Genomic DNA, 12,894 nt, shown 5'->3' with positions numbered 1-12,894 from the left:
AGCCGTCAGCGTGGTCTTGCCGTGGTCGACGTGACCGATCGTGCCCACGTTCACGTGCGGCTTGGTGCGGGTGAATTTACCTTTTGCCATTTTTCAATCCTTGAAAGAGCAGTCCCGTGTATTGGTTTTATGTCTGCATCCGGTTGCTGGTTCGCCCCGCACGGGAACAGGGCGGCACCGGATCGCAGACAGGAAGGGCTGCGCACTGCGCAGCCCTGATTCGTAAAAAGCTTACTTAGCGCGAGCGGCCACGATGGCTTCGGCGACGTTGCGGGGAGCTTCGGCGTAGTGCTTGAACTCCATCGTGTACGTGGCGCGGCCTTGCGACATCGAACGCAGCGTGGTCGAGTAGCCGAACATTTCCGACAGCGGCACTTCTGCCTTGATGGCCTTGCCGCCACCGACCATGTCGTCCATGCCCTGCACCATGCCGCGGCGGGACGACAGGTCGCCCATCACGTTGCCGGCGTAGTCTTCAGGCGTCTCGACTTCCACGGCCATCATCGGCTCGAGGATCACGGGGTTGGCCTTGCGGGCACCTTCCTTGAAGCCGAAGATCGCGGCCATCTTGAACGCCATTTCGTTCGAGTCCACGTCGTGGTACGAACCGAAGTGCAGCGTGACCTTGACGTCCACGACGGGGTAGCCCGCCAGCACGCCTTGCGTCAGCGCTTCCACGACGCCCTTTTCCACTGCGGGAATGTATTCGCGAGGAACCACACCGCCCTTGATGGCGTCGACGAACTCGAAGCCCTTGCCGGCTTCCTGGGGTTCGATCTTGAGCACCACGTGACCGTACTGGCCCTTGCCGCCCGACTGGCGAACGAACTTGCCTTCGGCTTCTTCGACGGTCTTGCGGATCGTTTCGCGGTAGGCCACCTGCGGCTTGCCCACGTTGGCTTCCACGCCGAACTCGCGCTTCATGCGGTCCACGATGATTTCGAGGTGGAGCTCGCCCATGCCCGAGATGATGGTCTGGCCCGATTCCTCGTCGGTCTTGACGCGGAACGACGGGTCTTCCTGTGCCAGGCGCTGCAGGGCGATGCCCATCTTTTCCTGGTCGGCCTTGGTCTTGGGCTCGACGGCCTGCGAGATCACCGACTCGGGGAACACCATGCGCTCCAGCGTCACGACGGAATCCGGATCGCACAGGGTTTCGCCCGTGGTCACTTCCTTCAGACCCACGCAAGCGGCGATGTCGCCGGCGCGGATTTCGCTGACTTCTTCGCGATTGTTGGCGTGCATCTGCACGATACGGCCGATGCGTTCCTTCTTGCCGCGCACCGGGTTGTAGACGCTGTCACCCTTGGAGAGCACGCCCGAGTACACGCGCACGAAGGTCAGCTGGCCGACGAAGGGGTCGGTCATCAGCTTGAACGCGAGCGCCGAGAACTTCTCCTCGTCGTCGGCCTGGCGCACCACCGGTGCTTCGCTTTCGTCGGTGCCAGCCACCGGGGGAATGTCCGTCGGAGCGGGCATGTACTCGATCACGGCGTCGAGCATGGCCTGCACGCCCTTGTTCTTGAAGGCCGAGCCGCAAAGCATCGGCTGGATTTCGCCGGCGATGGTGCGCTGGCGCAGGGCCTTCTTGATTTCCTCTTCGGAGAGCTTTTCGCCTTCGAGGTACTTGTTCATGAGGTCTTCGCTCGATTCGGCGGCGGCCTCGACCAACTTCTCGTGGTATTCGTTGCAGACATCGACCAGGTCGGCCGGGATCTCACCGTAGGTGAAGGTCACGCCCTTGTCTTCGTCCCAGATGATGGCCTTCATCTTCACGAGGTCGACGATGCCCTGGAACTTGTCCTCGGCACCGATCGGGATCTGGATCACGACCGGGTTGGCCTTCAGGCGGTCGATCATCATCTGGCGAACGCGCAGGAAGTTCGCGCCGGTACGGTCCATCTTGTTGACGAACGCGAGACGGGGCACCTTGTACTTGTTGGCCTGGCGCCAGACGGTTTCCGACTGGGGCTGCACGCCGCCGACGGCGTCATAGACCATCACGGCACCGTCCAGCACGCGCATGGAACGCTCCACCTCGATGGTGAAGTCCACGTGGCCGGGGGTGTCGATGATGTTGATGCGGTGCTCGGGGAAATTCTGGGCCATGCCCTTCCAGAAGCAGGTGGTGGCAGCCGAGGTGATCGTGATACCGCGCTCTTGCTCTTGCTCCATCCAGTCCATCGTGGCGGCACCGTCGTGCACTTCACCGATCTTGTGGTTCACACCGGTGTAGAACAGGATACGTTCGGTCGTCGTGGTCTTGCCGGCGTCGATGTGCGCGGAGATGCCGATGTTGCGGTAGCGCTCGATGGGGGTCTTGCGGGACATGATTTACTTTCGGGTTAAATGCGTTGAGCGCTGGGCCTCGAGAACGGGCTTTGCACCCGTCACTCGACACCCAACGCCCAAGCGAAGTTTGGTTTTTAGAAGCGGAAGTGGCTGAAGGCGCGGTTGGCTTCTGCCATGCGGTGCACTTCGTCGCGCTTCTTCATCGCGCCGCCACGGCCTTCGGTGGCTTCCATCAGTTCGTTGGCCAGACGCAGGGCCATCGACTTCTCGCCGCGCTTGCGGGCGGCTTCCTTGATCCAGCGCATCGACAGGGCGAGGCGGCGGACGGGGCGGACTTCGACCGGCACCTGGTAGTTCGCACCGCCGACGCGACGCGACTTCACTTCGACCATCGGCTTCACGTTGTTGATGGCAACGGTGAACGCCTCGAGGGGGTCCTTGTCCGGGTTCTTCTTCTCGATGAAGTCGAGGGCACCGTAGATGATGCGCTCGGCAACAGCCTTCTTGCCGCCTTCCATGATCACGTTCATGAATTTGGACAGCTCGACATTGCCGTACTTGGGATCCGGCAGGATTTCACGTTTGGGGACTTCGCGACGACGTGGCATTTTTCTAACCTCTTTGCTTCAGTTGGCACCGTTTCCGGGGCCGCGAGAGCCAGTCAGGACTCTCACTTACTCGACCCGACAGTGGGTCACTTCGTTCGATGTACCCGCCAAGGTAACCGAACACCGTTTGTTTTTTACGACAGGAAGACCTATCAGGCCTTCTTGGGACGCTTCGCGCCGTACTTGGAACGCGACTGCTTGCGGTCTTTCACGCCTTGCAGGTCGAGCGAACCGCGAACGATGTGGTAGCGCACACCGGGCAAGTCCTTGACACGACCGCCGCGGACCAGCACGACGCTGTGTTCCTGGAGGTTGTGGCCTTCGCCGCCGATGTAGGAAATGACTTCGAAGCCGTTGGTCAGGCGGACCTTGGCAACTTTACGAAGCGCCGAGTTCGGCTTCTTCGGCGTCGTGGTGTAGACGCGGGTGCAGACACCGCGACGTTGCGGCGAGTTCTGCATGGCAGGGCTCTTCGAATTGATCTTTTCGACCGTTCGACCCTGACGCACCAGTTGATTGATGGTTGGCATGAATTAAAAAGTCCCCAAAACGAGAAACGCCCCGGCCCTGGCTGTGAAACCGCCCTTGTCGTGACTCAAGGAGGCCGGGAATGACGAAAACGTGAAACCCTTCGGAAAATTCCGAAAAGCCCACGAGTATAGCAAACGAGCCTGAAACGGCAAGGTCAGCGGCAGCGGATGCCCGCCAGCGGCCCTTTATGCCTCTTTTCCGCCCCTCCGGCTTACTTGATCCAGAGACGCAGGGCGTCCCAGGCGCGGCCGAAAACGCCGGCCTGCTCGACCGGCTCCAGGGCGACGAGCGGCACGTCGGCCAGAGGCTGGTCGTCCAGCGTGACCTTGAGCGAACCGACCGCCTGGTACTTGGTGAACGGCGCCACCAGCGGGTCGGGACGCGACACCTGGGTCTTGATCTTGTTGGCCGTGCCGGTCGGAACCGCCACCACGATAGGCTCTGGACGACCCAGCTTCAGGATGTTGGCCTTGCCCTTCCAGACGGCAGGGGTGGCGGCCGGCTGGCCGCCGTCGAACAGGCGGACGGCGTCGTAGGCCGTGTAGCCCCAGTTCAGGAGCTTCTGCGATTCGTTGGCCCGCACGGTCTCGCCCGTGGTGCCCAGAACGATCGACAGCAGGCGGCGCCCGCCAGTCAGGTTCGGGAAGTCGCGCTTGGCGGTGGCGATCATGCAGTAGCCGGCGGCGTCGGTATGGCCGGTCTTCAGGCCGTCGACGGTCGGGTCGCGGAACAGCAGCAGGTTGCGATTGGTGTCGTTGGTCGACGGGGTGCCCGGGTAGCGGTACTTCTTGATCGCGTAGTACTTGGCTTCCTCGGGGAAGTCGCGCACCAGGCGGGTCGCCAGGATGCTCAGGTCGCGGGCCGTGGTGGTGTGGCCAGGCGCCGTCAGGCCCTCGGGATTCTTGTAGGTCGTGTTCTTCATGCCCAGCACCTTGGCCTGGGCGTTCATCATCTCGACGAAGTGCTCGACCGTGCCGCCCACGCCTTCGGCCAGCGCGACGGTGGCGTCGTTGCCCGACTGCACGATCAGGCCCTTGATCAGGTCTTCAACCGGCACCTGCATCTTGGGGTCGATGAACATGCGCGAGCCGGGCATCTTCCAGGCGCGCGGGCTGACCGGCAGGGTCTGGGTCAGCGTGATCTTCTTGGCGCGCAGAGCATCGAACACCAGGTAGGCGGACATCAGCTTGGTGAGCGAGGCCGGCTCCACCGGGCTGTCGATGTCCTTCTGGGCCAGGATCTGGTTCGCGGTCACGTCCAGCAGCAGATAGCTGCGCGCGGCGATTTCAGGCGGCGCCGGCATCTGGGCGGCGGCGAGCAGGCTGAAGGAGGCGACGGCGGTAAAGACCAGCGCGCGGAGCGCGCCAAGAAAACGATTCATTGGGAGTTCGGAAAGAGACGAAAACAAGCCGGAGAGGCTTTCAAGCGATGTCCGCGCGCAGATGGCGGACGACCAGACCCTTGAGCAGCGGCAATTGTCCGTGAAAGAAATGACCGCCCCCGGGGATGACTGTGACAGGAAGTGACTGCGGCCGCGCCCAATCCATCACGGCGGACAGGGCCACGGTGTCGTCGGCTTCGCCATGGACCACCAGCGTGCGCTCGTGCGCCTCGACGGGCAGCGTCGCGACGTTGTTGCGCGCCGCGGCCGTGCCGACCAGCACGATCTGCCGGATCTCGCGTTCGGCCCAGAGCCTGGAGACGGCGCCGCTCGCTACGAAGGCACCGAAGGAAAAGCCTGCGATCGCCAGAGGCCCTTCGGGCGCGAGCTGCCCGACGACGTTCAGCATGTCTTCCAGCTCGCCGCGCCCCTCGTCGTGCACGCCTTCGCTGGCGCCCACGCCGCGGAAGTTGAAGCGCAACGTGGTCCAGCCGGTGGCGATGAAGGCACGCGCCAGCGTCTGCACCACCTTGTTGTCCATGGTGCCGCCGAAGAGCGGATGCGGATGGGCGATGACTGCGATGCCGCGCGGGGTGCCCGCGGGCTGGTCGCGCTGAACCTCGATCGCGCCGGCGGCGCCCTGGAGGCTGATCTTTTCTGTCTGGGAATTCATTGGCGCAGGTACGAGCAGAGGGTCGGCGGAAAAGTTCAGCGTCCCACGTTCGGGGGCAGCAGGAGCCGTTCGACGACCTGGCCGTTCTTCAGGTGCGACTCGACGATCTCGTCGATGTCCTCGCTGTCGACGAAGGTGTACCAGACGGCCTCGGGGTACACCACGGCCACCGGCCCGCCCGCGCAGCGGTCGAGGCAGCCGGCCTTGTTGACGCGCACCTTGCCGGGCCCCGATAGCCCCTCTTCCTTGACCTTCGCCTTGCAGCGGTCGAAGCCTTCCTGAGCGTTGTGCATGGCGCAGGAGTCCTCGCCGTTCTTGCGCTCGTTCAGGCAGAAGAAGATGTGGCGGCCGTAGTAGCCGGACGGAGCGGCTGGGGTGGAGCTGGGCATCGGCGGATTTTAGTGAACGACCTCTTCATTCACGCCGCATGCCCCGCGGCACGGCCGCTCAAGCCGCCGGGACAGCGCCGGAGCGCCCTCGGCGCGAGAGGGCGACGACCACATAGACCAGCACGGCATAGGGCCATACCCAGCCCAGCCACTGCGCCAGCCCGTGGAAGCGGATGAAGCGCCCCTGCTCCCAGGTGGCCAGCGTCTGCGCGAAGTACGCGCTCTCGGGCGCCTGGTTCAGCAGGCTCAGCTGCAGCACCAGCCCCATCAGCAGCAGCGCCGCGCACAGGCGGCGCGGTGCGAACAGCAGCAGCACGCCGGCGAAGAAGGCCGCGGCCATGCCGACCTGTGCCGGCAGCCCGAGCCAGGCCCAGGCGTGCTCGGGCCCGTAGCTCAACGCCGCGGACAGCGCCGAGGCCGCGACGCCCGCCAGCAGCGTCAGCGGCAGGAGCACCGCCCGCTGGACCACCGAGCGCGCCACGAGATATCCCAGCAGGCACGGCACCAGCGCGCCCAGCATCACGCACAGCAGCTCCACCGCCGGCACCAGCGGCTCGAGCTCGAACTGGCGCACCGGCAGCCAGTCGATGAAGGGTGTGTCGAGCAGCCACTCGGAGATCGTCGCCTCGAGCCGCTCGAACACTTGCCCGAGCCCGAAGGTGACCGCCGCCGGGAAAAGCAGCGCGAATGGCCACAGCGCGAGCAGCACCAGCGCGCCGCGCGAGTCCTCGGCGAACCACTGCGAGCGCGCGCGGCTCCAGTGCGCGACCGCGCCCAGCCGCTCGAGGCCCGCCGCCAGCACCGCGCCGACGACCGCCCCCAGGGTATTGAGCCCCAGGTCCACGTTGGAAGGAATGCGCGCGGGCAGGTAGCTCTGCAGCGTCTCCATGGCGAACGAAACCGCCGCTCCCGCCACCGTGGCACGCAGCACCGCACGCCAGACGCCGGCGGCGCGCCCCGTGCGCAGCACCGCCAGCGCGCACAGGAAGCCGAAGGGCACGTAGCCCGCCACGTTGACCGCGAAGTCGAAGCCCGTCCAGTACTTGGGCCAGGGCGCCGAGAGGTAGGCCCAGGGCGCGATTCCCTGGTCGCGCCAGTCGGCGAACGGATAGAGGCTGGCGTAGACGATCAGCGCCGCGTACGCCAGCGCCAGGGGGAGCGCGGCGGACTTGTGCGGTCGATCCACCGTTTGCACCGGCCGCTCAGAACGGCTTGACGACCACCAGGATCACGATGGCCAGCAGCAGCAGTACCGGCAGCTCGTTGAACCAGCGAAACCAGCGGTCGTTGCGCCGGTTCTCGCCGGCCGCGAAGCGGCGCAGCAGCACGGCGCAGCCATGGTGATAGCCGATCACCACCAGCACCAGCGCAAGCTTGGCGTGCATCCACCCGTTGCCCGGGCCGCGCCCGATGCCGTAGCCCAGCCAGAGCCACAGGCCGAAGCCGATCGCGGGAACCGCCAGGAAAGTCGTGAACCGCAGGAGCTTGCGCGCCATCAGCAGCAGGCGCTCGCGCTCGGCCACCGACTCGGGCGGAACCATCGCCAGATTGACGAAGATCCGGGGCAGGTAGAACAGCCCCGCGAACCAGCTTGCAATGAAGACGATGTGTAGAGATTTGACCCAGAGCATGGCGGCAGTTTAGTGGCGCACCCTCTCTGCCACGGCCCGTTTCCCCTTGGGCCGCTTGTATGACAGGCAAAAAAAAGCCCGACGTCTTCACGTCGGGCTGGGAAGCCCTTTTGCTGTCACACATCAAGGCACCCGCTCAGGGAGGAAAAGCGGGGAGCGGCAAGCCGCCCGCTTCAGAATTTAACAAAGACGAAACAAGGTTTCAAGCGACTGAGGCACTTTCTTTGACGTTTAAAGCAAAAAACTGAGAACCTTGGTTCTACGAATTTCCGTAGTTGTCCGACAACCGAACGCCCGTGCCAAGAGGCTGTAAACAACCGCTTCGGGCACAATTTTGGGTATATGACGTCATCATCTTCCCCCCTGGCCATGTTCCCCGCCGGGCGGCCGCGACGCCTGCGCCGCGACGCTTTCACCCGCAACCTGGTGCGCGAGCACGCACTGACGGTCAACGACCTGATCTACCCGGTGTTCGTCCAGGAAGGCGAAAAACGCCGCGATGCCGTGCCCTCGATGCCGGGCGTGGACCGCCTGAGCCTCGACCTGCTCCTGCCCGTGGCCGAGCAGTGCGTGACGGCCGGCATCCCGGTGATGGCGCTGTTCCCGGTGATCGACGCCAGCCTCAAAACGCCCGACGGCCGCGAGGCCTTCAACCCCGACGGGCTGATTCCCCGCGTGGTGGCCGCCCTCAAGGCGCGCTTTCCCGAGCTGGGGGTGATGACCGACGTCGCCCTCGACCCCTACACCAGCCACGGCCAGGACGGCCTGCTCGACGACACCGGCTACATCCTCAACGACGCAACCGTCGAGGTCCTGGTGAAGCAGGCGCTCGCACAGTCCCAGGCCGGCGTGGACATCGTCGCCCCCAGCGACATGATGGACGGCCGCATCGGCGCCATCCGCAACGCGCTGGAAGCCCGCGGCGACATCCACACGCGCATCATGGCCTACAGCGCCAAGTACGCCAGCGCCTTCTACGGCCCCTTCCGCGACGCCGTGGGCTCGGCCGCCACGCTCGGCAAGAGCAACAAGAAGGTCTACCAGATGGACCCCGGCAACAGCGACGAGGCCCTGCGCGAAGTCGCCATCGACATCGCCGAGGGCGCCGACATGGTGATGGTGAAGCCCGGCATGCCCTACCTCGACATCGTGCGCCGCGTGAAGGACCAGTTCCACGTGCCCACCTTCGCCTACCAGGTGAGCGGCGAATACGCCATGCTCAAGGCCGCCGCCCAGAACGGCTGGCTCGACCACGACGCCGTGGTGCTCGAAAGCCTGCTGGCCTTCAAGCGCGCCGGCGCCGACGGCGTGCTGACGTACTTCGCGCTCGACGCCGCGCGCCTGCTGCAGAAGTAACGGCGCGCCGGCAACCGGGCATGCGCATCTTCGAAATCAACCGTTCGCAGGTCAGCGAACACGCCGCACTGGCGCCGCTGACCGTGCCGGGCGCCTGCGGCGCCAGCGGCTATCTCTGGATCTCGCTCACGCGCGAGGAATTCCGCGCCTCGCTGGCCGAGGTGCAGCAGATCCTGCAGACGCTGTGCATGACGCAGCTGGTCGACCTGCACGTGGCCGACCTGCTCAACGACCAGTTGCCCTCGCACTACGACTACACCTCGCTGTACGACGTGCTGGTGTTCCGGCGGCTGGCCAATGGCCAGGGCCAGGCGGCGCTGGGCAACGGCAAGGGCAGCACCAACGAGGCGCCGCCTCCCGCTCCTGCCACCGCGCCGCGCCAGCCCCGTAGCGGCCCGCCCGTGCTGCGCCGGGTCGACACCCGGCCGGTCGGCTTCGCGGTGTTCGACCGCGTGCTGCTGTCGGTACACCCGGAGGACGGCGCGGTGCGCGACGCCTTCGCCGCCAGGCTGCTGGCGGCCGCCTCGAGCGACGACCGCGGCGCCCCGGCGCTCGACGTGCGCGCCACCTCGGCCCGCCTGCCGACCAGCCCTTCGGACCTGATGCTGCGCGTCATCAACCAGATCGTCGACGGATATCTCGACCTGCGGCGCGAGCTCACCAAGCAGCTCGACCACTGGCAGACCGAGCTGATCGACCCGCGCAGCCGCTTCACCAACTGGGGCGCGCTGATGGAGGCGCGGCAGTCGCTGCACCACCTGGACGAGATCTGCGAGGACCAACGCGCCGCCATGCAGGACTGGATCGACTCGCTGGAGACGCTCCCCGTGCCCAAGGGCGAGACGGAGCAGCGCGAGCGGGAGCTCATCATGATCCGCAGCCGCGACGTGCTCGAGCACATCGAACGCGTGGTGCACCACGTGCACCGGCTGGAGCAGAACGCCGAGACCGCCGTGCAGATGCATTTCAGCGTCCAGGGCCACCGCGCCAACGACATCATGCGGGTGCTGACGGTGCTCACCGCCGTGTTCCTGCCGCTGAACCTCATCGCGGGCATCTTCGGCATGAACTTCGAGTTCATCCCGCTGGTGCACAAGGCCGACGGTTTCTGGATCGCGATGACGTCGATGCTGGTCATCGCCGTGCTGCTGGTCGTGATCTTCTGGCGCAAGCGCTACCTCGCCCGCACGCGCTGACCGCAGCAACAGCCTCCGCGCCAAAGAAAAAGGGCCACGCTTTCGCGTGGCCCTTTTGCATTTCGGCAGTCCCGGAGGACCGCTTCAATTGCTTCGATTACTTGGCAACGGCGCCCGAACCTTGCTGGGCCTGAACGCGAGCGTCCATCGGGTGGGGCATGGTCGAGATGACCTTGCTGTTCACGCGCGAACCGCTGGTCACGTTCTGGTCGGGAGCGTAGGCGGTGCGAACGGCTTCGGCTTCGACGATCGAACGGTCCTTCGACACGGCGACCGTTTCCGGGCCGCGCGAACCGCGGGTCACGTTCTGGTTGGGAGCCGATGCGGTGCGCACGGCTTCGGCGTTGACTTCGTCGCGGCTCTTGGTCGAGACGGCGGTGTTCACGCCTTCGTACGTTTCAGCTTGAGCGCCGGTAACGGCCAGCAGGGTCAGGGCAGCAGCGGCGAGGATTTGCGAGGTCTTCATATTCAGTTCTCCTAGGGAGGGTGTTCGGATGGTTCGTCCACCAGGCTTGCTGGTTGGCTTGCCTGTGCGGCGAGTTTCCGGGCGAACGGCGCTGCCGGAACACTCGGTTCAGAGACACCGTGTTTCCTCTATTGAAACAATGCCGACATCAAGGCATGCAAAGCAAAAAACCGGGCCGATTCGCACCGGCCCGGTCTTTTCGAGAGGAGAGGACTTCCGGCCTATGGCCGGGGCGCTGCCTGGAACTGCGGCGGCACTTCGCTGTTGACGAAGGCGCGGCGGTCCAGGTTCTGGTTCGGCGCGTGGGCCGCGGACACCGCCTCGGCACGGACCGAGGCCCGATCGCGCGAACTCGGCCGCGAAACCAGGGGCGCCGCCACGACGTCGCCGTAGACATTGCCTTCGCGCGCCGCCGCATCCGCGCCGGCCACCACGTCGGTCCGGCTGATGACGGCCCTGAGCGGCTGCACCGGCTCGAAGCCCTGTTGCGCGCCCTGCGCCTGCGCGCCGGAGGCGGCAAGCAGCGACAGGACGGCGGCGGCAATGAGGTTCGAGGTCTTCATTTCAATTCCTTCCAGCGGCCCGGCCGGGCTGGCGACGCTGGCGTGTAACCGAAGTGTCGCCCAGGCCGGCTAGGAAAAACCCGGGAGAATCGAACCATCGCGTTCCCAAAACGGAAACAATGGACCCATCCCCATGGACAGCCTCGATCTGATCAGAACCTTCCGGGAAGTCGCCTCGCACGGCAGCTTCTCCCAGGCAGCCAAGAGGCTGGACATGTCGAAGGCCACCGTCAGCAAGTATGTGGCCGAGCTGGAAACCCGCTTCGGCGTGCGTCTTCTCAATCGTTCCACGCGCTCCGTGAGCCTCACCGACGCCGGCCAGTTGCTGCTGGAGCGCAGCACGCCGGTGCTGGAGATGGTCGAGCTCACCCAGGCCGAGCTGCAGGAGCGCGCCAGCCAGCCCGGCGGGCGGCTGCGGATCTCGGCGCCGCACGGCATGGGCAATGGCGAGTTCCCCAACCTGCTGGCCGACTTCATGCGCTACTACCCGGACGTGAGCATCAGCCTGCAGCTGACGAACCGCACGGTCGATCTGGCCGAAGAAGGCATCGACGTCGACATCCGCAGCGGCCCGGTGGAAGACGCCAACCTCATCGTGCGCAAGCTCCGGCGCATGGAAATGGTGGTCTGCGCCTCGCCCATCTACTGGAAGAAGCACGGCAAGCCCGAGCATCCGCGCGACCTGGCCGCGCACGACGCCCTCACCCACTCCCTGCTCGGCGCGCAGCCGGTGTGGCGCTTCGACGACGACGGCCAGCCCCTGGACGTGCACGTCAAGAGCCGCATGGACTGCACCGAGGGCGCGCCGCTGATCCGCGTCGCGATGCGCGGATTCGGCGTGATCTACCTGCCGTCGATCCTCGTGCAGTCGCACATCGAGCATGGCGAACTGGTGCCGGTGCTGCAGGACTACACGCGCAAGGACATGTGGCTCTCGGCCGCGTACCTCCAGCGGCGACACAACAGCGCCGCGCTGCGGGCGCTGCTCGACTTCCTGCAGACGCGCGTGGGCGAAGGCCCCGGCCTCAAGCGGAAGTAGATAGAGACAGTAGAGACAGCAAAGACAGGCGCCATGAAAAAAGCCCGGCATGCCGGGCTTTTCTTCTGCTTGCCGAGAAGCGTCAGCCGACGTGCTTCGCGAAGAACGCCAGCGTGCGCTCGCGCGCCAGCCTGGCGGCCTCGGCGTCGTACGAGCCGCGCTGGTCGCAGTTGAAGCCGTGGCCCACCGGGTACACGTGCACTTCCACTTCCGGATGCGCCTTCTTGAAGGCCTCGACGGAGTCCAGCGGAATCCAGTGGTCCTGGTTGCCGAAGTGCGCGAGCACCGGCACCTTGGGCTGGCGCGCCGTTTCTTCCGGCGAGGTCATGCCGCCGCCGTAATAGGGCGCCGCCGCGGACAGGCCGGGCAGCAGCGCAGCGGCGCGCCACGTCAGCAGGCCGCCCCAGCAGTAGCCGACGATGCCCACCTTGCCGGCCTTCGACGCATAGGCGATGGCAGCCTCGATGTCCTGCAGCACGCCCGGCGCCGGCAGCGCCTCGACCGCCGTCTTCAGGCCGAAGCCGTTCTTCATGTCGTCTTCCGAGTAGCCCAGTTCCACGCCCGGCTTGACGCGCTGGAAGGTCGACGGCGCCACGGCCAGGTAGCCTTCGGCCGCATAGCCGTCGGCCACCGAGCGGATGTGCGAGTTCACGCCGAAGATTTCCTGCACCACGACGACGGCACCGCGCGGCTTGCCCGCGGGCTCGGCCACGTAGGCGGGAAAGGTGAGGCCGTCCTTGGCCTTGAGATCGATGAATTGACCCATGTG

15 protein-coding genes are annotated in these 12,894 nt (G+C 65.6%); 3 read left to right on the top strand and 12 right to left on the bottom strand.

Annotated elements, in window-relative coordinates; all coding sequences use genetic code 11:
• The 9 genes from BMY35_RS33040 to BMY35_RS33000 all read right to left on the bottom strand — a co-directional run.
• Positions 1-90 (bottom strand): GTP-binding protein (locus BMY35_RS33040; protein WP_038111923.1); only part of this gene is annotated, 90 nt, incomplete at its 3' end.
• Between the two features lie 141 nt (positions 91-231).
• On the bottom strand, positions 232-2,331 hold the full coding sequence (gene fusA / locus BMY35_RS33035) for an elongation factor G (protein ID WP_093208510.1): 2,100 nt from the start codon (positions 2,329-2,331) through the stop codon (positions 232-234).
• A gap of 95 nt (positions 2,332-2,426) precedes the next feature.
• Positions 2,427-2,900: a 30S ribosomal protein S7 gene (gene rpsG / locus BMY35_RS33030; protein WP_007829591.1), complete on the bottom strand. Its 474-nt coding sequence runs from the start codon at positions 2,898-2,900 to the stop codon at positions 2,427-2,429.
• Between the two features lie 152 nt (positions 2,901-3,052).
• Positions 3,053-3,430: a 30S ribosomal protein S12 gene (gene rpsL / locus BMY35_RS33025; protein ID WP_013543948.1), complete on the bottom strand. Its 378-nt coding sequence runs from the start codon at positions 3,428-3,430 to the stop codon at positions 3,053-3,055.
• 212 nt (positions 3,431-3,642) lie between these two features.
• Positions 3,643-4,812, bottom strand: a complete 1,170-nt coding sequence (locus BMY35_RS33020) for a D-alanyl-D-alanine carboxypeptidase family protein (RefSeq protein ID WP_093208507.1) — start codon at positions 4,810-4,812, stop codon at positions 3,643-3,645.
• 40 nt (positions 4,813-4,852) lie between these two features.
• Positions 4,853-5,485: an alpha/beta hydrolase gene (locus BMY35_RS33015; protein WP_093208505.1), complete on the bottom strand. Its 633-nt coding sequence runs from the start codon at positions 5,483-5,485 to the stop codon at positions 4,853-4,855.
• 35 nt (positions 5,486-5,520) lie between these two features.
• Entirely contained in the window at positions 5,521-5,874 is a 354-nt protein-coding gene (locus tag BMY35_RS33010) for a (2Fe-2S) ferredoxin domain-containing protein (RefSeq protein WP_093208502.1), read from the bottom strand.
• Between the two features lie 58 nt (positions 5,875-5,932).
• Positions 5,933-7,060, bottom strand: coding sequence for a VanZ family protein (locus BMY35_RS33005; RefSeq protein WP_093208541.1), 1,128 nt, complete (start codon positions 7,058-7,060; stop codon positions 5,933-5,935).
• A gap of 16 nt (positions 7,061-7,076) precedes the next feature.
• Positions 7,077-7,505: a CopD family protein gene (locus tag BMY35_RS33000; protein ID WP_093208501.1), complete on the bottom strand. Its 429-nt coding sequence runs from the start codon at positions 7,503-7,505 to the stop codon at positions 7,077-7,079.
• Positions 7,506-7,847: 342 nt separating this feature from the next.
• Between BMY35_RS33000 and hemB the strand changes: the two genes are divergently transcribed.
• Positions 7,848-8,861: a porphobilinogen synthase gene (gene hemB / locus BMY35_RS32995; protein ID WP_256230307.1), complete on the top strand. Its 1,014-nt coding sequence runs from the start codon at positions 7,848-7,850 to the stop codon at positions 8,859-8,861.
• Between the two features lie 20 nt (positions 8,862-8,881).
• Positions 8,882-10,057 carry a magnesium transporter CorA family protein gene (locus BMY35_RS32990; protein WP_093208496.1) on the top strand — a complete coding sequence of 392 codons (1,176 nt, stop codon included), beginning with the start codon at positions 8,882-8,884 and terminating at the stop codon, positions 10,055-10,057.
• 97 nt (positions 10,058-10,154) lie between these two features.
• Here the strand turns inward: BMY35_RS32990 and BMY35_RS32985 are convergent, their stop codons facing one another.
• Positions 10,155-10,523, bottom strand: coding sequence for a DUF4148 domain-containing protein (locus BMY35_RS32985; protein WP_093208493.1), 369 nt, complete (start codon positions 10,521-10,523; stop codon positions 10,155-10,157).
• A 221-nt stretch (positions 10,524-10,744) separates the two neighbouring features.
• Complete coding sequence (locus BMY35_RS32980) at positions 10,745-11,086, bottom strand: alpha/beta hydrolase (protein ID WP_093208491.1); 342 nt, start codon at positions 11,084-11,086, stop codon at positions 10,745-10,747.
• A gap of 133 nt (positions 11,087-11,219) precedes the next feature.
• On the opposite strand from BMY35_RS32980, the gene BMY35_RS32975 reads away from it, so the two are divergent.
• Positions 11,220-12,125: a LysR family transcriptional regulator gene (locus BMY35_RS32975; protein WP_093208489.1), complete on the top strand. Its 906-nt coding sequence runs from the start codon at positions 11,220-11,222 to the stop codon at positions 12,123-12,125.
• A gap of 82 nt (positions 12,126-12,207) precedes the next feature.
• Here the strand turns inward: BMY35_RS32975 and BMY35_RS32970 are convergent, their stop codons facing one another.
• The gene (locus BMY35_RS32970) at positions 12,208-12,891 is read right to left on the bottom strand and encodes a dienelactone hydrolase family protein (RefSeq protein WP_093208487.1); all 684 of its coding nucleotides are present in this window, start codon (positions 12,889-12,891) and stop codon (positions 12,208-12,210) included.
• Positions 12,892-12,894: the final 3 nt, after the last annotated feature.

The organism is Variovorax sp. YR750, from assembly GCF_900109805.1.
In the GTDB taxonomy this organism is placed as follows: domain Bacteria; phylum Pseudomonadota; class Gammaproteobacteria; order Burkholderiales; family Burkholderiaceae_C; genus Variovorax; species Variovorax gossypii.
Note: the sequence above shows the minus strand (reverse complement) of the source record. Positions and strands in the feature narration are given on the sequence as shown.

Excerpts from the sequence above, each read along its gene's own strand:
- rpsL (WP_013543948.1), bottom strand. The coding sequence starts at position 3,430 with ATGCCAACCATCAATCAACTGGTGCGTCAGGGTCGAACGGTCGAAAAG.
- fusA (WP_093208510.1), bottom strand. The coding sequence starts at position 2,331 with ATGTCCCGCAAGACCCCCATCGAGCGCTACCGCAACATCGGCATCTCC.
- BMY35_RS33020 (WP_093208507.1), bottom strand. The coding sequence starts at position 4,812 with ATGAATCGTTTTCTTGGCGCGCTCCGCGCGCTGGTCTTTACCGCCGTC.
- BMY35_RS32970 (WP_093208487.1), bottom strand. The coding sequence starts at position 12,891 with ATGGGTCAATTCATCGATCTCAAGGCCAAGGACGGCCTCACCTTTCCC.
- BMY35_RS32990 (WP_093208496.1), top strand. The coding sequence starts at position 8,882 with ATGCGCATCTTCGAAATCAACCGTTCGCAGGTCAGCGAACACGCCGCA.
- BMY35_RS32985 (WP_093208493.1), bottom strand. The coding sequence starts at position 10,523 with ATGAAGACCTCGCAAATCCTCGCCGCTGCTGCCCTGACCCTGCTGGCC.
- BMY35_RS32980 (WP_093208491.1), bottom strand. The coding sequence starts at position 11,086 with ATGAAGACCTCGAACCTCATTGCCGCCGCCGTCCTGTCGCTGCTTGCC.
- hemB (WP_256230307.1), top strand. The coding sequence starts at position 7,848 with ATGACGTCATCATCTTCCCCCCTGGCCATGTTCCCCGCCGGGCGGCCG.
- rpsG (WP_007829591.1), bottom strand. The coding sequence starts at position 2,900 with ATGCCACGTCGTCGCGAAGTCCCCAAACGTGAAATCCTGCCGGATCCC.
- BMY35_RS33000 (WP_093208501.1), bottom strand. The coding sequence starts at position 7,505 with ATGCTCTGGGTCAAATCTCTACACATCGTCTTCATTGCAAGCTGGTTC.
- BMY35_RS32975 (WP_093208489.1), top strand. The coding sequence starts at position 11,220 with ATGGACAGCCTCGATCTGATCAGAACCTTCCGGGAAGTCGCCTCGCAC.
- BMY35_RS33015 (WP_093208505.1), bottom strand. The coding sequence starts at position 5,485 with ATGAATTCCCAGACAGAAAAGATCAGCCTCCAGGGCGCCGCCGGCGCG.
- BMY35_RS33010 (WP_093208502.1), bottom strand. The coding sequence starts at position 5,874 with ATGCCCAGCTCCACCCCAGCCGCTCCGTCCGGCTACTACGGCCGCCAC.